The sequence below is a fragment of the Paenibacillus anseongensis genome, assembly GCF_009757995.1.
Lineage (GTDB): Bacteria > Bacillota > Bacilli > Paenibacillales > NBRC-103111 > Paenibacillus_E > Paenibacillus_E chondroitinus.
In genome coordinates, this window is sequence record NZ_WSEM01000008.1 from 385,529 (window position 1) to 405,495 (window position 19,967).

The following is a 19,967-nucleotide window of genomic DNA, read 5'->3' on the forward strand; positions in this document are numbered from 1 at the left end:
TGAATCAACCCTTAAGCTCTTTCATCGATGTATAAAATCCCAGAATATCTGAATCAATTGGCAAGCCAGATACTTGCCCATCCCCAATTTCAATTACAATCCAGTCTCCAGACTCGGTTTTTCCGATGTCCATCGTAAAAAAATTACTTTCAATCTTCTGAGCAAGATGATTGAAAATTGTTAAATCAGGTTTCTCATCATCGTAATGAATATCTTCCCAATAATCGAATTGAAATAGAAATTGTTTTTGGTAATAAAACAATCTATATTCCTTTGAGAGCGGTATTTGACTCTTGGAATGGATAGATATTTTTTCAAGATTCACGAACTCTCTAAGCACTATGCCTTCATTTATGTGTTCACCTTGACGATCAATGAAATTCTTAATGACTTTTGTTGCATGATTTCCATCCGAAGCATTCGGTATGAAAAAAGATTCGTTCCATTCGTGCTTTCTGGATTTCACATAGTCCTTTATGATAATCGGTTTGCTCCCAAACTCAGACAGATTCCTATAGATTTGATCGAAATCATTCTTTAGGTTTTCAATATGAATCCAATTGCTATAAGGAGTTAAGTCTTTAATCTTTTCATAGGAATTGGGAAACCAGTGACCATTCATATATTCATCAGGATTGTTAACGAGAAATATATTCTTCTTTTGTAATCCGTTGTATAAGTCTTCATAGTTCTTGGGCTTCATCATCCAGCCTCTATATAGAGCTGATTCATGGGATTCAACTGCATTAATTTTACTTAGAGACTTGTCAGCATTGCCATCCAATAATTCTTCAAGACTCATTAACAGGATAGAAAATCCAAGAGATTTAGCTATAGAGAATTCCTTCTCATAATCAAAGTCAACTGCATTTTTATTCATTGGATCTGAGCAAAAAATAAGAAGCATACAGATTCGACCCCCATGTTGGATATAATCTTGTACTCGCAGAAGTTTCAACTAACGTTATATTTGCATAGTTCGCAAACACCCTATATGTTTTACATATTCGTGAATCAGATAAGACTATCCTCCCAGTTCGTTTAATAACAAAACCATAATAAAAAATCAAAAACCGGAACCCCAACGGAGTCCCGGCCCTATTTACCCCACAATCAAAGCATACACAATACCGGGTCCGTGAACCCCAATGGTCAAATCATTCTCGATATCAGCCGAGCGGCTTGGTCCAGAGATGAAATGAATACCCGCAGGCAGGTTCCCACTTCCTGCACGATCGAAATGAACTAATGTTTCGCCTAAACGTGTTTTCAGTCTATCTACCGGAATAATGGCCATCAATACTGTTGGGAGCAAACTAACCGATCTTCCTTTGTCCCGAGATGACAGGACTGTTATGGAGCCTGTATACGCAGTAGCGTAATCCGCCATCACAATACCAAAATCAGCTTCAGCGGCGCGGGCTTTCCAGTGAGTCTCCGGCTCACGGTTCCAAACCAATACGCTAGTCTCTTTTAGCACGCCTTCCAAATCAAGAGCATCAAGCTCCGATTGGTTTTGCCGAATGATATATTTAGCACTCATTGCCTGGGCTTTATTCACTATGAATTGTTTAACATCTTCCATGGAAGATAAACGAGCCACATTTCCGCCAGCAGCCTGGAAATTTTCTGTGAATCTCTCAATCCTCTCATCAAGAGGCCACTCGAATGCTTGCCAGAAATCAGGCGCCCCTCGGTAAGGCTGAGCCGGTTTCTCAGTCACCTGTGCTCTACCAAGCTTGCTAGCGATGCCATTTATAAATGATTTCTGTTTCGCACGTGACTCCGCTTCAAGCTGATCTAACCATTCCTGATGCGTATCAGCCATGTTCATGCCCTCCTCCGGCTTTTCTTTCCTTGACAATGGCTTCCATTCGTTGACGCACTTGCGGATCCAGCTCCTTCAGCCCTTGGCGCAATTCCGCCTCCAATGTCCCCCACCCCTCACGGAACGATTGCTTAGGCAAGCTTGGTGTTACCCGATACGAGTTCCAGCCTTTGAGCGGACCCAGCTTCGTACGGATCTCTCCGCTGCGAACGACAAGTTTCTGGCCGATCTTGCCGAGCTTCAACAAACTTTTGAAACGGCCGGAGTTGCTCATAACCACCGAGAAGCCTTTCATGCCAACCGCTTCAAGCTTGTTGCCATGTCCGCTATCCACTTTACGGCGCCGTAAAGAAACAAGCATATCGTGCAGAGGGATTTTGACGGGGCACGCTTCGTAGCAAGCCCCGCATAAACTGGAGGCATTCGCAATATCGTCCCACTCGGCCACATTTTTCTTCAATGCAGGAGTCAATACGGCGCCGATCGGGCCGCTGTATGTGCCCCCGTATGCATGTCCCCCGATATGCCGGTACACCGGACAAGCGTTCAAGCAAGCGCCGCAGCGGATGCAATTCAGCAATTCTTGAAATTCGGGATCTCCCAGCTGCAAAGAACGTCCGTTATCGACAATAATAATATGCATTTCCTCAGGTCCATCGGCATCCTGTTCTCTTCGCGGACCCGTAATTCCTGACATGTACACCGTCAGCTTCTGACCTGTCGCCGAACGCGGCAGAAGTGTTGCCATGACTTCCAAATCGGTCCAGGAAGGAATAATGCGCTCCATACCCATAAGCGTAATTTGCGTCTTAGGAACCGTTGTTACCATCCGGGCGTTGCCTTCATTCTCGAACAGCACCATGGATCCGGTCTCGGCAATCGCGAAGTTGCAGCCTGTCATCCCGATGTCGGTTTCAAGAAACTTCTCTCTCAGCTTCTTACGAACAAAACCTGCTAGGATCGAAGTATCCGGCGGCAGCGTCTCTCCGGCTTCTTTGGAGAGCAACTCGGCAATTTGATATCTGTTCTTATGAATGGCCGGAATGATAATGTGGGAAGGCGTTTCTCCCGCGAGTTGAATGATATACTCTCCTAGATCCGACTCGATAGCTTCTATCCCGATAGATTCAAGCGCGTGATTTAGATGAAGCTCCTCGGTTACCATGGATTTTGATTTTACAACCGACTTTGCAGATTTACGTTCCGCAATCGCCAGCGCAATTTTCACCGCATCAGCCGATGTATCAGCGAAATGGACATGAACACCATTAGCACGAGCGTTATCCGCAAACAAATTCAAATAATAATCCAGATGAGCAATCGTATGGAGCCTGATTTGTCGACCTCTCTCTCTCCACATATCCCAATTGCCGTGTTCTTCAGCAGCTTTCTTCTTACCTCCACGCAGCCGCTCTGTTGTGAAGCGCACAGCATTGCGCAAAAACTCATCGTTAAGCGCCAGATCCGCACGTTCTTTCACGCTTGACGCAGCAGAATTAGTCGTACTCAAGCTCGATTCACTCCTTCATGCAGCAGCTCTGCCAAGTGCATCACCTTGACAGGTTCGTTCCGATAGCGCAGGTTGCCGGCGATATTCATTAAGCAGGCCATGTCGAGACCGACGAGAACTTCCGCTTCTGTTTCTTTCACATGATTTACTTTCTCAGAGACCATAGCTCCTGAAATGTCTGCCATCTTGACAGCAAAAGTCCCGCCGAACCCGCAGCAATCTTCAGCAAAAGGAAGCGGAACAAATTGTAAACCTTGGACGTTTTTCAGTAATTCCAACGGCTCATCTTTGACACCAAGAAGCCTGCTTCCGTGGCAGGATGGATGATAGGTGACTTTATGAGGAAACACCGCCCCCAGATCCGTGACCCCTAACACCTGCACAAGGAATTGAGTAAACTCGTAAGTTTTTCTCTGAAGCTCTATCGCTTTTCCCAAAAGAACAGGATCATCTTGAAAGAGATTCGAATAGTGATGAATCATGTAGGTGCATGAACCCGAGGGAGAGATAACAAAATCGCTATCTTCAAACGCTTTGAGAATTGTTTTGGCCGTTGTCCGTGCTTCATCCCAATATCCGCTGTTATAAGCGGGTTGACCGCAGCAAGTTTGAACGCTTGGAAACTCCAACTGAACCCCATATTTGGCTAAAAGCCGCACCATCGCTTCTCCTACTCGGGGATAAATCGCATCGCTCAGACAAGTAATAAATAATGATACTTTCATGGTGCACCCTCTCATCTTTATGACCTATATCTTTATCAGATTGTCAGATATGTAAAGTAAAAGAACCTCAACGATCGAGGTTCTTACTATTTATTCTATTTCTCAGCAACCATCGTATTTGTTAACGAACCCAATTTCTCAATCTCAATGGTTACAACATCTCCCGGTTTTAAATAGATCTGCTTCACCTTCGGATAGCCGAGCACAACGCCGGCAGGCGTTCCTGTAAGGATAATATCACCTGGAAGCAAGGTCATGTGTTGAGAAATGTAGCTCACAATCTCGTCGCAATGAAAAATCATATCGGATGTATGGGAATGCTGTCTAACCTCGCCATTGACGATACAGCGAATGTCCAGATTGTTCGGATCTCCTACTTCATCTGCAGTAACAAGGAAGGGTCCTAATGGGCTGAAGCCATCGCATGATTTACCAAGCAGCCATTGTTGCGTTCTCATTTGCAAATCTCGCGCGGACAAGTCGTTCACATTGCAATAGCCGAATACGTGATCTAACGCATGCTCCTTCTCCACATATTTCGCTTTTTTCCCGATTACAATCACAAGCTCCGCTTCGTAATCAACCTGCGACGATACTTTCTCCGGCAGTGGAACTTCAGCCCCATGTCCAGTTAACGTGTTCGAAAATTTATTAAAAAGAATCGGATACTCCGGAATCTGCGCATTGGTTTCTTCAGCATGCTTGCGATAGTTAAGCCCTACACAAATGATTTTGCTTGGGTTCGTCACAGAGGGTCCATATTGGATATGAGTCTCATCCACCAAATAGACTTCTCCCTCTGAGCCTGCTTCAAGCACAATGTTCACAAGACGCTGCAGCTGCGCAACAGCCGCCGTTCCGCCTTCTATGACAGCATGCAGCGTCGTCGGCAAGCCAATCGTTTGGTTCAAAGTCATTCCTTCAATTGCTGCGGCGACATCCAAAATGCCTTTATCCGTTTTAATACCAAGCTTAAATTGCCCGTTGTCGTTAAATGTCAGTAGTTTCATTCGTACATATTCTCCTCTAGCTAGCTAATGTTAGGCGTTCTTACCGAAAACAACACCACCGTCAATGTAGAGCGGAGAACCCATCATAAACTTGGAATCATCCGATGCCAGGAACAATGCCGCTTTAGCAACATCCTCTGACTTGCCCAGTTCTCCGCTGAGTTGGCGCTGTTTTAGGGATTCGATGGCAGCTGTAGGATCGTCATAGGAAGTCTTCAAATAGTTCTCTACGAACGGTGTAAAAATCGTACCCGGCAGAAGGGCATTCACCCGGATGTTGTAGGCTGCATAATCAACCTGCATCGATTTGGTTAAAGCGAGAACGGCTCCCTTCGTTGCAGCATAAGATACTCTGCGCGCAAGTCCAATTTCCGCTACGCACGACGACATGTTGATAATGGATCCTGTTTTACGCTCCATCATGTAAGGCAATACATATTTCGAGGGCAGGAACACGCCTTTTACGTTAATGCTCATAATCCGGTCCCAAGCTTCCGGCTCAATTTCATGTACGGCTCCGACGCCACTGATTCCAGCATTGTTAAACAGAACATCGATGCGGCCAAACTCAGCAATAGCCGTTTCCACCATCGTTTTGACGTGCTCAGGATTTGTTACATCCGCGTGGAGAAATAACGCTTCGCCACCATTGTCCTTAATTTCGCTCACGGTTTCTCTGCCCTTGGTTTCATCCAAGTCATTCACGATAACTGTCGCGCCTTCTTGTGCAAAAAGCAATGCCGTGCTTTTCCCGATACCTGATCCAGCTCCTGTGATCAAAACGATCTTATCTTGTAATCGCATACTTCCACTCCTCTATGATTCAGCTTGAATGCCATAAAATTTTGTCGCTGTTCCGCCTAATATGGCAGCTCTTTCATGTTCCGAATAATCGGAAATTGCCTGATTGGTTTGCTCCCAGACTTTCTCAAAGTCCCCCGCCAAGTTAGCTACTGGCCAATCGCTTCCAAACATGAGTCGATCCGCCCCAAAATGCGTTAACGCATAGTCGATATAGGGTCTCAAATCCTCTGAGCTCCAAGTATGCCAATCCGCTGCCGTATTCAATCCGGATACCTTTGCGTACACATTCGGGTACTGAGCCGCAGCAGCAAATTGTTCCGCCCATGCTCCCATTTGCTTTTCCTTGATCGGTGGTTTGGCGAAGTGGTCTATGACCATTCTAAGATCCGGTATTTTCTCAGCCAAATAAGGGACATGTTTCAAATGATTCGGGAACTCGCCCACGATATCGAAGGTCAAGCCAAAGGAAGAGAGAATCTTGAGTCCCTCTATCACCGAATCGCGGATGACCCAATCGGGATCCTTCTCTTCGTGAATCAGATGACGAACCCCTTTGAAGTAAGGATTGGCGGCGTATTCCTGCAGCTTTTTATCCGCCACTCCCGGAATATTCAAGGGTACCCACCCAACAACCGCGCCTACCCATTCTCTTTCGGCGGCTACCTTTAACATATAATCGGTATCCTCATAGGAATTCATAGCTTGTACGATGACCGTTTTGTTAATGCCAGCCTTGCGAATCAGCGGTTCCAATTCATCCGCTTCAATGGTGCGGCATATCGATCCGAAAGACGGATCCAGCCAAGGGTACGCAACCTTTTCCAAATTCCAGAAATGCTGATGGGCGTCTATGATCATGGGCGAAAGCTCCTTTGCTTGAACTTATCTCATTCGGTACTCTAAGCAAAACGATTTTCTTCAGGATCTTCCATATCATAGCCAAAGGCATCGAGCGCCGGCCATAGCTCAGGGGCAATCGGGTAATTCGCGAGTTCCAGCGTTTGAGCGATCCGTTCCGGTTTACTCATGCCGACGACCGTACTCGCGATTCGCGGGTCACGAAGCGAAAATTGCAGTGCGGCAGCAGCAAGCGGAACATCGTATTCCAAGCAAACCTTGGCGAACATACGCGCTCTCTCCAATAAGACTGGTGGGGCTTCACTATAGGCATAACGAGCGTATGCTTCCGGACCTTTCGCCAATATGCCGCTGCCATAAGGAGCAGCGTTAATAACCGCAACGCCCATACGGCTCGCGACATCAAGCAACGGTTCGGCAGCCCGATTGAGCAGCGTATATCGATTGTGGGTTTCAACCGCACTAAACGCTCCCGTTTCGACATAACGAATGAGCATATCGATCGGTCCGCCGGATATGCCGATGTGATCGATGACCCCCTGCTCTTGAAACTTTTGCAGTACTTCTAGCGGTCCGCCGGATCCCATCACATTCTCGAAGGTGGTATGTTCTGGATCGTGGATGTAGACATATTGCAGGCGATCAAGTCCTAATCGTTCGAGACTTCCTTCGATGGAACGTTTCATCTGTTCGCCGCTAAAGTCGCCGGTCTTAAGGTCACGGTCGGCTTTGGTGGCCAACACATACCCTGTAGGAAGACCACCATTTGCATGAATGGCCTTACCGATTCGCCGTTCACTCTCGCCTTCGCCATAAGCCGCAGCCGTATCCAGAAAGTTAATCGGGCTTTCGAAGGCGGCGCGCAACGTCACCAATGCTTGTTCCTCCGACGTGCTGTATTGAAAGGTTTCCGGCATATCCCCCAGCGGAGCGGCTCCAAAACATAGCGGTGAAATGAGTAGGCCCGTACTGCCAAGCGGTCTTTTGGATAATAATGCGTTCGTCATGGCGTGTTCCTCGCTTTCTGATATTGTCTGTATTATAACGACACACCCAAAAAGCCTCGTGTCATTTGAAAATCGATATTCCCTTGCTGATAGAGACGCGGTACATAAGTATGTTCCAGAATTTCTTTGCTGCGCTCAAGAATTTGATTCACCCAGAAGCTCGGGTTACCCCCGAGTACCAAATCGACATCTTGCTTATTATGGTTAGGCAGATTAACCTGTTCCGACGTCACTTGCAGCATAGGGACAAAAGGATGCGCCTGCATCGGACGATCACCGATCAGTGCGATGATTAACTCCACACCTGTGGCGGCGAGTCCTGTGATCGTCTCTACGCCATGCGTTGTTGGCGTTTCCATCACGTGGAAGCCGTTTTGGCGGACGTGTTCCCCATAGGCAATGGATGGGCGAACTGGAGATGAGCCAAATAAAAGCTGACTGAATCCGTCCTCGGTAAGCAATCCGCTGTTCTCAGGAACAACGACCAAGCCTCCGGCACCGACAATCATCTTGGTTAGCAGCCCCAACTGCTCTCCGGCCTCTTTGTTAATGGCACCAGCGCTTACAATTCCAATGCGCAGACCCTCTAGGCCGACGGTCACCTTCTCCGCAGGTTCGGCGGCAGCCAATTGATCGGTGAACCAGGCCTCTACCTTCTCGCTCACCTTGGCAATTCCCCCATCAAGCTGGATACTGGCATAACCAAGGCGGCTCGCATCGACACCCATCACGTCCATCTGATGGCGCATGTAGTCGTTATGCGTTTTCTCGCAGCCATGTTCCAGCAGCAAACAATGCTCCACCATCGGATGCGTAATATAACCGATCATCGTGCGGGAAAACAGAGATTCGGCTGGCCCCCCCGAAGTGCCGCAGCCTTCCGTGTGCGCCAAGGTGACGAAGCGCGAGAGCTCAGGCTTCCCTGCTCCTTGCTCGTTCAAGCGCCGTGTGATCATACCCGCTACCTGTCCGGCACAAAGACTGGTCGGCACGATCAAGCCGATATGATCACTGGACTGCCGATTGCGATGCCGAGTGAAAGAGAATTGAATCGGGTTAGCCATCGTTACAGTATCATCTTCAACGGCTATCGGAGCTCCTGTTGGTACAGGAGTGTGAAGCAGCGTCTCCAGCTGACTCGCATCGTTCTGCTGCCAGTTGCGCCAAATTTGTACTTGGGCATGGCCTGCCTTCTCGCCGACACTTCGCTGACCGGAGGCAATTTGAATCGCCAGCTCGAATACCTCTTGGCCCAGCTCATCCATCGATTTGCCTTCCAGATACTGCCCCGCGTTCACATCCATATCGTTCGACAGCAACTGGAACCGGCGAGTTGTCGTGACCACCTTGACTGTAGGTACATACGGGAAGTTGGTGATTGAACCATTTCCTGTTGTAAAAAAGATCATGTTACAGCCTGCGGCTATTTGTCCGGCGATGCTCTCCAGGTCATTGCCAGGACTATCCATGAAATAGTAACCGCCATCCTTCATGAGCTCCCCGTACTCCGTTGCATAGTCGATCCGTGTTGTCGGGTCTTTCTTCATGGCGGCGCCTATAGATTTGAGATAAATATTGTACAAGCCGCGATACATGTTGCCGCCTGACGGGTTACCTTCCGCACTGGTGCCATGCCAGGACGTGCGCTCCTTAAATCGGTTCACAAGCTCCAGAAATTTGCGAGCGGTTTCCACGTTGCGTACTTTCGACAGGACATAAGGCTCCGCCCCAATCAACTCATCCGTTTCGGCTAGACTCGCCGCACCGCCGTAGCGCACCAATTCTTCCGAAACCCAGCCAAGCAGCGGATTCGCGGATACTCCGGAAAATGCGTCCGAACCGCCACACTGCAAGCCAATTCGCAAGTGGCTGATGGATTCAGGCGTCCGCTGCATCGAGCTAACCGCCCCCAGCCAATTCCGTACGATCCCTTCCCCTTTAACCAGCTCCTCTTCGAAGCTGCCAGTGAGCGACACGAACTTATGCAGCACTTCATCGATCGGATAGCTATGCTCGCGTGCATAAGCTTCCACCATCTTGTTCGTGACCGATTCATTGCCATAATCGACAACTAATACCGCTCCGACGTTCGGGTTGACCATGAAACCTGCGAGCGTCCGCAGCAGCAAATCCGCATTATTCGGTTTCTCTGTGCCGCCCTCTGTGTGAGCGACAGGAACGATCCCGTCTATATTCGAATCCTTGTTCCATTTGCCTTGCAATCGAGCAGCAAGCTCATTCACGTAGCTCCCCGTGTGCGAGGTGGTACCGAGCAGTACGACGTAGTTCCTGGTGCCAACCCCGCGATCTGCATGGCGGCGATATCCCATGAACGTACGCGTATCCTCATAAGCTGGCGATGCCTGAGCCGGCTGGAAGTTCTCTTCGTCAAGGATATAGGGAGAAATTTGATCCGTAAAATTGGGCTCCGCCGGCACAGCGAATGTCAACTGGCGCACACTGAGCGCTTCCCGTACGGTTTTGTTGATCACATAGTGACCGGGCTGAATCGGCTGAATCGCAACCCCGAAAGGCAAATGCCACGAAAGCAGATCTTCGCCAGGAGCAATCGCTTTCACCGCGAATCGATGACCTTCCATCACCGTGTAATCCAAGACGAGGAATTGGCCTTCATACTGAATGACAGTACCGGAGTTCAATTGTTGAATCGCAACGGCGCAGTTATCCCCGGGCAAGGGAAGTCTCGCTACTTCTTCAAATTGGTAAACGACGTCCATCGATGACTGGCTCCTTTTATTGAGATTTTCCGAACTTATAAAATAAATAGAGTTTCTTCAAGGTTAGTGCTGCTCAATATTATTGTATCAAGAATATGCCATTTGTTAATTCTTTACCTTTGCGAAAACATACTCTATTTTGATATTCTATAAATAAGAAAATAACGCAGTGAGATGATCTGTGGAGGTCCGAAACATGCAAAAACCGCTTATAAAGAACTTTATTAACGACCACCTCCTACCATTGGACATTGTATTTAAGGACATAAAAACACCAAATCGTGAACTGCCAGAGCATCTACATGATCGCTTTGAATTGGTTTATATTTATAGTGGAAATGGTACGTTTTTCTTAAACCAAATGCTCTATGAGATGAATGAGGGAGATCTCTTCATCATTCCTGGAAATACCGTTCATCAGGCGTTGCCAGATTCCGAATTTCCTATTACCGCAACTGCTGTCTATTTCGATCCGCAACTGATCGGGCATTATGCAGCAGGCGATTCCTTTACGAATATGCAAGTTTTTGAGCGAGCCCGGAAATATAAAAGCTATAAGCTTGTTGTCCCAGCAGCCATGCGCCCTCAACTCGAAGAAAAACTCAAACAAATACATGAAGAATTGGAACGGCACGAAGCCGGTTTTAGATACGCAGTTCAACTACTTTTAAACAGCCTTCTCATCAGCATTAATCGTTTGATCTTAAAAGAATCCCATCATCAACTGGTCGCGTCCGATATCGGTCCTCCCTGGTTACTGAACATCCTTCAACACTTAGATCAGTTTCACACTGAACCAATTGCTGGACTTTCGTATTTGGCAAAGCACACTTCCGTCTCAGCCGCTCATTTATCCAGGGTGTTTAAACAACTAACCGGGATGAACATCACCGACTATGTGAATGCCAAGCGAATTTCAACTGCTAAGGAACTGCTTTTAACTACCGACTTAGGCATTGATACGATCGCCCACAATTGCGGTTATGAGAGCTTACCTTATTTTCATAAGTTATTTAAGAAGTTTACCGGCGTTACCCCAGGCGTATATCGAAGAAAAGTAATGAATGAAATTAGCTCCCAATTAGAAAACAAGACATAAAGGTCACTATTCCTCCCTGCCTTCCGCCAAGAAAGTCAAAAACCGCGATGCCTCAAGGCTTCGCGGTTTTTGGCTTTTTATCTGTAATTGCACGAACTAACGAACTGTATAGAACGGTCAACTCTTCAGAAGGGCGAATACCTAGCTCCTGATGAAGCAGCCGAACATAATCCGTATACAGCACGGTCAATCCCTTTTTGTCCCCCGTCATTTCGCGTATCATCATCAAATGGTGGATGACCGACTCATCTAACGGATTGTGCTCGTTAAGCTTAAGTAATAACTTTGAGGCGGAGCCTGTATCTCCCGACGAAATCAGTACGGCGACAAGGCGTTTGACGAATGAAGTGTACATTTGACGATAACGTTCCGTTTCGTGAATAGCCCATACATACGCTTTATCGCCGAACAAATCACCCGTATAAAGCCGTTCAACGCTTAGAGCATTTTCCACTTGGCTGGCATCGATCGTTTGAAGTTCTTTCACTTGCGATTCGAACTCTACATAATCAATATTAGCGTCCTGCCACTCAAGTGCATAACCATCGTTCTCTGAACGTATCACCTCGCGCATACCAAGCGGTTCCAGTGACTTGCGCAGTTGGTACACCGTTGTATTCAAATAGCTTTCCGCACCCGCTTGCTCCATGCCGCCAAAAATATCCGTAACCAACTTAGAACGTGGAATACGTCTACCTCGGTAAAGCAAGAGATAGGCAAATAGCTCTGCGCATTTTCGCGAGATCCACTTCACTCGGCCCGTTTCATTGCTTACAACAACGTCTCCGAGCGCTGTAATAACAATCCCTCTTCTTTGCTGCGCCGGTGGTACCTGGATTGCTGGCAGATGGAAAGCCCGCCAGTTCTGAAGCGCACGATGTACGGTTCGCTGCAGTCTCTCTTGGGAAACTGGCTTGACCAGATAGTCAATCACCGAAAGTTCATAAGCTTCTAGGGCGAAATCTTTGTGAGACGTGACGAATACAATTTGCACCGGAGAGCCGACGTTTCCTAACCTTGCAGCGAATTCCATCCCATTCTCACCTTTCATGGAGATATCAACGAATGCGAGGGCGATATCCGTATGCTCTTGTAAAAAGAAGGAAGCAGATTTCGTATCCGTGAAGGCGCCGACAACATGAACCTCTGGCAGCTTATGCAACATTTTGCTCAAAATTAAATGCATTGTCACGTCATCGTCTACCAAAATAACTTTCAAGCCTCTTCGCCTTCCTTCCGATCGTCAATGACATCCATCCCGTCTCTTGAACGGTGTAAAGTAAAGAAAAACGTCGTTCCCACTCCCGGCACGCTGTCAAACCACAGATTTCCTCCATGAATCGCAATAAATTCACGAGTTAACATAAGCCCAAATCTGGCATGCCCTGCACCTTGTTCAGGGTCTGGCACTTTGATAAATGTATCGTCACGGCGCAGCATGTCCACTGTCTCTTCGTCCATTCCTTCTCCATTATCGCGTATAGTCACAACAATCTTATCCTTGTCCAGATTAGCTCCAATTTCAATCCATCCACCAACGCCTGTAAACTTGATCGCATTCGATAGCAAGTTCCGCAGAATGAGGTCCAACATCTCTTTATCTGCGCTAACTGTAAACTTCTCGTCAATTTGCTCTCTCAGCACAATATGCTTCATTCCTGCCTTCGACTCTGCTAGTAATAGGGCTTGACGAACGACTTGCTGCAAATTCCAGCCTAGCGGTCGAAACACGACATTCCCTTTCTGGTTGCGGTACCAGTCGAGCAAATTCTCGACAAGATAGAACGTGTTCTGTACTTGTCCTTGGAGTACTCCGAACAATTCGGCATGCTCATTGTTATCTGCAGCAAGTTCTTCACCAAGCAGTTCGGTTATACTAACCAAATGCGCGATCGGGTCTCGAACGTCGTGTGCCACAACCGTAAACATCTTGTCCTTAAACGAATTTAATTCCAAAAGCTGGTTCGCACTCTCACGCAGCCTTGCCTCGTTTTCTTTCAACTCCGTAATATCATTAAAGAGAATCATTTTTCCAATTGGTGTGCCTGAATCATAGATGAACGATACACTGCATTGATAATATGTATTTTTATTGCCATCAGCTTGGGATCTGTAGAACGAGAACCGTTCGTTTCCGTGATGAGAGTCAAGAATGGGTTGAATCAATTCAGGATTGGCGGAGAGAACCTCCCCGACATAGGCAGGGTAATGTTTCGTCAATGTGAGTTCCGGTAAGACGCCTTCGGCCGCTTTGTTGTAGCTGACAATTTGATCCTTGTAATCGAGCAGGATAACACCATCTCTGATGGTATCGAACACTTGAGTCAGTGCAAGCGGTGTAAATCGGAGCAGATTAAATCGCAGAATTCCCCAGGCATAGACGATACCAGACACTGCGAACCCGAAAGGCGTCAAATCGACCACCATTCCAAACCACAAGGTAATATTGAACAGTAGGGGCACTGCGGCTCCCATGGTCAATACGATAATTTGCTTGCGAACGATGCTTGAAGACCGCCAATACATCGGGATAAATAGAAAAAATCCACACAATAATACGAAATAATTATACAGCGTATGTGCTTTATACCAAGGCCCTTTAACTGTTATATACAAAGGAAATGAACTAGACTCATTGAAGAGATATTGCTCATAAAAAAGGTGATGCCACTCATTGGTCAAATGGGAAATAAAGACCCCTGCAGGGATAACGAAAAGTGCCACTGCAAGGCGTTTTCGGTAACGCGAAGCCGTCCCAGAGAACTGAATGACCTGGAAGAGCCAAAGCGTCGTGACGAATGGAATGCCCACATATTCGATTTGAAGCGAAAGCTTAACTTCGTATAAGTTGCGGCTTAACAACTCGAAAGCATAACCCGTTGCGTACCAAGCCGCTCCTATCATAATCAGAATCATCGTTCTAGCGACTGGTAAATGCCGTTGCTGATAGGACAAAAACGCAACGTATATCATGAATCCCGCTGCCAAAAAAAGCAATAAGGACAACCATTGAACTGTGCTCACTGCAGCGTCTCTCCTCTATGGAACTGACATGCGGGTCAGTCCGAAGTAAACCTCCTTTTCAATATACATGCTTATTCATCGAGTATCTACCCTTCCCCCTTAACATTTCGCCAACTAGTAGGCTTAAGAACTTGAGGATATAAAATAAAAAAGCCGCATCACATGCGACTTTTTCTGTAACCATATTTATTTAATAAAATGCACGTACTGCAAGAGCCTTTTCAGTATAACTGCTGCCTGCGCCCTCGTAGCATACTCCGTCGGAGCAAAACGTCCGTCTTCCATCCCATTCATAATGCCGACTTCCGAAGCTCGGATTGCCGCCTCTTGCGCCCATGAAGAAATGGATTCTTGATCCGTGAAAACGTTTAGACGGCTGTCCGCTTGCCCTTGCCCTTTGCTGCTAGTTCCATTGCTGGTCAAGGTTAAGGCGCTCGCGATCACAACGGCCATTTCTTCACGGGTAATCGGGGCATTGGGAGCAAAAAGGCCGGCACCGACGCCGCTAACCAAGCCACTAGCCACTGCCGCATCTACTGTAGATGCATACCATGCAGATGCAGGGACATCCGCAAAATGGATACCGCCCCCGTTCTCCTTTACGGATAGCCCTAACCCGCGAACGAGCAAAGCTGAGAATTCCGCTCGCGTTATGGTTCCCTCTGGCGCGAAACGGTCGGCCGCCACGCCGTTCGCCAACAATTTGGAAGCCAGATACTCCACATCCGCTTTTGCCCAATGTCCGTTTAAGTCGGCGAATGTTCGTGCCTGCACATCTAAAACCGTATACATGCTATTATGTGGCACGTTCAAAATCGCTTCTGTTGTGCCATCTGGACCGGTCTCCAGCTGTGAGGGAACAAAAATGACGGTGCCGTTTGCCGGGATATACTGAACGGCAACCAGGTTGCGGTTCATGTTCTCTCGGTCTAACTTTATGGTCCGAATCGTGTACGATTCGCCAAAGTCATGCACCTCCAACGTTTGCGCTTTTGCTTCTGCCGTCACCTGGTAGTCAATGACGTCGGCGAAAACAGTAAAACCTTGGGAAACGCCAATCCGATTAATCTCTTGTCGAACATTCTCACCGACCTGCACCTGTATGATGTTCACGGTCAAATCCGATACTAGCGCGTTGAGACGCTTCGCCAAGCCGGTCAGATCGATCGTGCTTAACCGCAATTGATAGCTGGAGTCGTTCAGCCTCACCTCGATAATTGCATTAGGATAAGCTTGGGCCATATGCGCAATCCAGTCAGCCGGAAACTGTGTTTGTACCGTTTGCTCCCGATTGCCAATTTTAATGCTAACAAACGGTTCCTTCGCATCTTTCAGGAGTTCCAATATCTTTTCCCTCGTCCGTTCAGGGAGGATAACCTGTTCGACCACCGTGCCGTCCGAACGCGTGATCTTTTTGAAGTTGGAAGGATCGACAAGAGCGGTAATCCCGCCGGTCATATTTATCTTCACTGTCGTCTCCGTCGTCGCAGTCGTTCCCAATGTGATCGGTCTATCGCCATTATCCGATGAAGAAGGGATTGAGATCTCAGTAATAGTGATACTTTTCACTGTTTCATTGCCTGCTCTGTCTAGGGCATATACGCTATAGTCTCCGTTGGCCGTAATCGTGAATTGAGATGCGGCCAAAATATCGCTTCCTTTCGTTCCCCTAGCAAAATCAGCCTCGCTAAGGCTTCCTGGCAGCCAACGGAGCTCTGTCAGCGCATTTCCCGCAGTCACGCCGTACACGCTTGCGGTCACGCTGATCGCTTTACTTGCCGATCCGTTCGATTCAGCCGTCAGAGCAACATCGGGCGGTATCGCCACGATGCGTATTCCGCTCGCGTCTGGTGCTACGTAATTCAGCGAAGCCGCAAGTCCGCTGGAGGTGCGAACGATGCTTGCACCGTTCAGGAGATCCAATGCAGCGGCAACTTTTATTCCGTCAACATCCGCGAGCCCGGCCGGAATTTCGTATTCGAAAGTAAGTTTTGTCAATGGTATGCCGCGCTCTCCTGTATACGTGGCATATACCGTCTGATATACCGTCTGAGTGACGGAATCATCTCCAATTATGATTGGAACCGCGGGTGTCCCACTCACAGTTACTTCGTATCCGTAAAATATCGTAAAGCGAAGCGTGTCGTTTGTTCCATACAAATCATTGGCCGATGCGGTTAACACCACCCCCACCCAAGAGGCTCCAAATACTGCCATAGCTTCGTTCAAACTGACAGTGGCTTCATCCAATCGAGTCTGAGATTGATTCTTCGCATCGCCGGCAATAGCCTGCGCTGCATCTATCGCGATCTGCAAGGCAGTGCGGTCTTTTGCCGAAGTTTGCCCTACATCCGTACCTTCTGGATGGTCTGTCAACGCCTGCTGTGCTGCTGTAATCGCCGCGCCCAGCGCTGTCGGAATGCCCGCCTGTATCACGGCGGCATTAAACACTTGAACCGCCGAGTTTAACTGGTTAACGGCCGTATCCAATTGATCCTGCGTGTAATTACCCGCGTTAGCGAGTATCTGCTGCGCTGCATTGGACGCTGTCTGCAGTGCGGCGCGTGTTACTGCCGAAGTCTGTCCTACATCCGTACCTTCTGGATGATCCGTCAACGCCTGCTGTGCCGCTGTGATCGCTGCGCCCAGCGCTGTCGGAATGCCCGCTTGTATAACAGCAGCATTAAAGACTTGAACCGCCGAGTTTAACTGGTTAACGGCCGTATCCAGTTGATCCTGCGTGTAATTGCTCGCGTTAGCGAGTATCTGCTGCGCTGCACTGGACGCTGTCTGCAGTGCGGTGCGTGTTACTGCCGAAGTCTGTCCTACATCCGTACCTTCTGGATGATCCGTCAACGCCTGCTGCGCCGCTGTGATCGCTGCGCTCAGCGCCGTCGGAATGCCCGCCTGTATCACGGCGGCATTAAACACTTGAACTGCCGAGTTTAACTGGTTAACGGCTGTATCCAGTTGATCCTGCGTGTAGTTGCTCGCGTTATCGAGTATCTGCTGCGCTGCATCTATCGCGGTCTGCAGAGTAGCGCGGTATCCTGCCGAAGTCTGCCCTACATCCGTACCTTCCGGATGATCCGTCAACGCCTGCTGCGCCGCTGTGATTGCCGCACCCAGCGCCGTCGGAATGCCCGCCTGTATAACGGCGGCATTAAACACTTGAACCGCCGAGTTTAACTGGTTAACGGCCGTATCCAATTGATCCTGCGTGTAGTTGCTCGCGTTATCGAGTACTTGCTGCGCCGTATCCTTAGCAGTTTCCAGTGAGGCGCGCACTCCCGCTGACGCCTGCCCCACGTTCACACCTTGCGAATGATCCGTCAACGCCTGCTGCGCCACCGTGATCGCCGCGCCCAGCGCCGTCGGAATACCCGCTTGTATTACGGCGGCATTAAACACTTGAACCGCTGAGTTTAACTGGTTAACGGCCGTATCCAATTGATCTTGCGTGTAATTACTCGCATTATCGAGTATCTGCTGCGCCGTAGCCTTCGCAGTTTCCAGTGAGGCGCGCACTCCCGCTGACGCCTGCCCCACGTTCACACCTTGCGGATAATCCGTCAACCCCTGCTGCGCCGCTGTGATCGCCGCGCCCAGCGCCGTCGGAACGCCCGCCTGTAAAACGGCGGCATTAAACACTTGAACCGCCGAGTTTAACTGGTTAACGGCAGCATCCAATTGATCCTGCGTATAATTGCCCGCGTTATCGAGTATCTGCTGCGCCGTATTCTTCGCAGTTTCCAACGCAGTGCGCGCTCCCGCTGACGCCTGCCCCACGTTCACCCCTTGCGGATGATCCGTCAACGCCTGCTGCGCCACCGTAATCGCCGCGCCCAGCGCCGTCGGAATGCCCGCCTGTAAAACGGCGGCATTAAACACTTGAACCGCCGAGTTTAACTGGATAACGGCCGTATCCAACTGATCCTGCGTGTAATTGCTCGCGTTATCGAGTATCTGCTGCGCTACATTGGACGCGGTCTGCAATGCGGTGCGCGCTCCCGCCGACGCCTGCCCCACGTTCACCCCTTGCGGATGATCCGTCAACGCCTGCTGTGCCGCCGTGATCGCCGCGCCCAGCGCTGTAGGATTGCCGGCTGAAATAATCACGTCTTCGAATGTATCTATCGCCATTTCCAAATGTGCCACAGCCACATCTAATTCGCCTTGAAGATATTGGGCGGCTTGATTGAAAATTTGTTGGGCTGCAGTGATCGCGTTTTGCAAAGCGCTGCGGTCTGCCGCCGAAGTTTGTCCCACGTTCACCCCTTGCGGATGATTCGTCATCAGCTGCTGTGCCGCTGTGATCGCCGCCGCCAACGCTGCGGGATTGCCGGCCTGGATAATGTCCGCATTGAATGCCGCAATGGAAGAAGTCAGAGGTATTGCGGCGTTTGCCAGGTCGGAGGCGATGGTCGCATTCCCGATTCCGTCGATAAAAAGCTTAGCTGTGTCATAGGCTGCAGACAAGTTGTTGTACGTATTGGCCGGTACTTGTCCTACTCCGGTGCCCGTCAGATGACTTTTCAACAACGACTTGGCGCCGGCGACCGCTTGAAACAACGCAGTTCCGTCCACAAACGTATGTCCGTTGCTAGACGCATAAGCAGATACGGGTGAATTCGCAATTCCGAATATTTTCAGATTGCCTGGATTGGATGCAAATACGCCTGTCCCAAAAGTTGTTGCATCACCTAACACCGTTATGCTTGTCAAGTTATTATTATAAAATGAGCTGCTGTCGACTTTCGTTACGCCTGCCGGGATGACTAGTTTCGTAATGTGATTAGTGTCGAAAGCTCCGCCGTTAATCGTCTTTAAATTTTCCGATAATTTAATCGTTGTCAAATTATTCATATAAAAAGAGTAGTTGCCGATCATCGTCACACTATCTGGAAATACGACGGAAGTTAATGGATTGTTTTCGAATGCACTTGAGCCGATTGTTAACAAGCTGTCAGGAAGGTCTATGGAAGTGAGGCTGGTATAACGGAATCCATACGTTTGAATGACCTTTACACTGTTCGGAATCACGACGCTCGTAATTTGGGGTTTGCCCGTACCGTACGTATCAAACGCTGATCTTCCGATCTCGGTCACCATCGTCCCCGCATACGCGGCGGGAATAACCACGTTCAGATCCGTGCCCTTGTAGTCTGTAACCGTGGCACCATTGGAACCGACTGTAAAAGTAAAATCGCTCTCAGCTGCATATACAGGTCGAATCTGCGAAAATGAAGTCCCAAACACAAATAATACAATGAATAGGGATAAGACTAATTTTTTCATGGTTTGCTCCTTTAATATAACGGTTTCTGCAACTAGAACGTTCGCTATCATTCATTGTAAAGAAGG

13 protein-coding genes are annotated in these 19,967 nt (G+C 48.6%); 1 reads left to right on the plus strand and 12 read right to left on the minus strand.

Features of this window, described 5'->3' with window-relative positions:
* Nucleotides 1–4 precede the first annotated feature (4 nt).
* From GON05_RS09435 to GON05_RS09475, 9 genes are all read right to left on the minus strand, one after another.
* Nucleotides 5–907: an ATP-grasp domain-containing protein gene (locus GON05_RS09435; protein WP_157318918.1), complete on the minus strand. Its 903-nt coding sequence runs from the start codon at nt 905–907 to the stop codon at nt 5–7.
* A gap of 195 nt (nt 908–1,102) precedes the next feature.
* Nucleotides 1,103–1,828, minus strand: a complete 726-nt coding sequence (locus tag GON05_RS09440; RefSeq protein WP_157318919.1) for a LutC/YkgG family protein — start codon at nt 1,826–1,828, stop codon at nt 1,103–1,105.
* Nucleotides 1,821–3,338, minus strand: a complete 1,518-nt coding sequence (locus tag GON05_RS09445) for a LutB/LldF family L-lactate oxidation iron-sulfur protein (protein WP_157318920.1) — start codon at nt 3,336–3,338, stop codon at nt 1,821–1,823. Before GON05_RS09445 ends, GON05_RS09440 begins: the two co-directional genes overlap by 8 nt.
* On the minus strand, nt 3,335–4,063 hold the full coding sequence (locus GON05_RS09450) for a (Fe-S)-binding protein (RefSeq protein WP_157318921.1): 729 nt from the start codon (nt 4,061–4,063) through the stop codon (nt 3,335–3,337). The genes GON05_RS09445 and GON05_RS09450 overlap by 4 nt, the downstream gene beginning before the upstream one ends.
* Nucleotides 4,064–4,158: 95 nt before the next feature.
* Complete coding sequence (locus tag GON05_RS09455; RefSeq protein WP_157318922.1) at nt 4,159–5,073, minus strand: fumarylacetoacetate hydrolase family protein; 915 nt, start codon at nt 5,071–5,073, stop codon at nt 4,159–4,161.
* A 30-nt stretch (nt 5,074–5,103) separates the two neighbouring features.
* Nucleotides 5,104–5,877 (minus strand): SDR family NAD(P)-dependent oxidoreductase, encoded by a 774-nt coding sequence (locus tag GON05_RS09460; RefSeq protein ID WP_157318923.1) that lies wholly within the window; start codon nt 5,875–5,877, stop codon nt 5,104–5,106.
* 12 nt (nt 5,878–5,889) lie between these two features.
* Entirely contained in the window at nt 5,890–6,735 is an 846-nt protein-coding gene (locus GON05_RS09465; RefSeq protein WP_157318924.1) for an amidohydrolase family protein, read from the minus strand.
* A 41-nt stretch (nt 6,736–6,776) separates the two neighbouring features.
* Nucleotides 6,777–7,742 carry an aldo/keto reductase gene (locus GON05_RS09470; protein ID WP_157318925.1) on the minus strand — a complete coding sequence of 322 codons (966 nt, stop codon included), beginning with the start codon at nt 7,740–7,742 and terminating at the stop codon, nt 6,777–6,779.
* 32 nt (nt 7,743–7,774) lie between these two features.
* Nucleotides 7,775–10,480: a UxaA family hydrolase gene (locus tag GON05_RS09475; protein WP_157318926.1), complete on the minus strand. Its 2,706-nt coding sequence runs from the start codon at nt 10,478–10,480 to the stop codon at nt 7,775–7,777.
* A 196-nt stretch (nt 10,481–10,676) separates the two neighbouring features.
* Here GON05_RS09475 and GON05_RS09480 point away from each other — a divergent pair, with 196 nt between their 5' ends.
* On the plus strand, nt 10,677–11,579 hold the full coding sequence (locus GON05_RS09480) for an AraC family transcriptional regulator (protein WP_157318927.1): 903 nt from the start codon (nt 10,677–10,679) through the stop codon (nt 11,577–11,579).
* A gap of 52 nt (nt 11,580–11,631) precedes the next feature.
* Here GON05_RS09480 and GON05_RS09485 read toward each other — a convergent pair whose 3' ends face one another.
* The 3 genes from GON05_RS09485 to GON05_RS09495 form a co-directional block, all read right to left on the minus strand.
* On the minus strand, nt 11,632–12,798 hold the full coding sequence (locus GON05_RS09485; RefSeq protein WP_157318928.1) for a response regulator: 1,167 nt from the start codon (nt 12,796–12,798) through the stop codon (nt 11,632–11,634).
* Nucleotides 12,795–14,603, minus strand: coding sequence for a histidine kinase N-terminal 7TM domain-containing protein (locus GON05_RS09490; RefSeq protein WP_157318929.1), 1,809 nt, complete (start codon nt 14,601–14,603; stop codon nt 12,795–12,797). The genes GON05_RS09485 and GON05_RS09490 overlap by 4 nt, the downstream gene beginning before the upstream one ends.
* Nucleotides 14,604–14,789: 186 nt before the next feature.
* On the minus strand, nt 14,790–19,901 hold the full coding sequence (locus GON05_RS09495) for an S-layer homology domain-containing protein (protein ID WP_181646240.1): 5,112 nt from the start codon (nt 19,899–19,901) through the stop codon (nt 14,790–14,792).
* Nucleotides 19,902–19,967 lie beyond the last annotated feature (66 nt).

Coding starts and splice junctions, on each gene's coding strand:
- GON05_RS09495 (WP_181646240.1), bottom strand. CDS start 19,901: ATGAAAAAATTAGTCTTATCCCTATTCATTGTATTATTTGTGTTTGGG.
- GON05_RS09450 (WP_157318921.1), bottom strand. CDS start 4,063: ATGAAAGTATCATTATTTATTACTTGTCTGAGCGATGCGATTTATCCC.
- GON05_RS09435 (WP_157318918.1), bottom strand. CDS start 907: ATGCTTCTTATTTTTTGCTCAGATCCAATGAATAAAAATGCAGTTGAC.
- GON05_RS09455 (WP_157318922.1), bottom strand. CDS start 5,073: ATGAAACTACTGACATTTAACGACAACGGGCAATTTAAGCTTGGTATT.
- GON05_RS09470 (WP_157318925.1), bottom strand. CDS start 7,742: ATGACGAACGCATTATTATCCAAAAGACCGCTTGGCAGTACGGGCCTA.
- GON05_RS09460 (WP_157318923.1), bottom strand. CDS start 5,877: ATGCGATTACAAGATAAGATCGTTTTGATCACAGGAGCTGGATCAGGT.
- GON05_RS09475 (WP_157318926.1), bottom strand. CDS start 10,480: ATGGACGTCGTTTACCAATTTGAAGAAGTAGCGAGACTTCCCTTGCCC.
- GON05_RS09480 (WP_157318927.1), top strand. CDS start 10,677: ATGCAAAAACCGCTTATAAAGAACTTTATTAACGACCACCTCCTACCA.
- GON05_RS09440 (WP_157318919.1), bottom strand. CDS start 1,828: ATGGCTGATACGCATCAGGAATGGTTAGATCAGCTTGAAGCGGAGTCA.
- GON05_RS09465 (WP_157318924.1), bottom strand. CDS start 6,735: ATGATCATAGACGCCCATCAGCATTTCTGGAATTTGGAAAAGGTTGCG.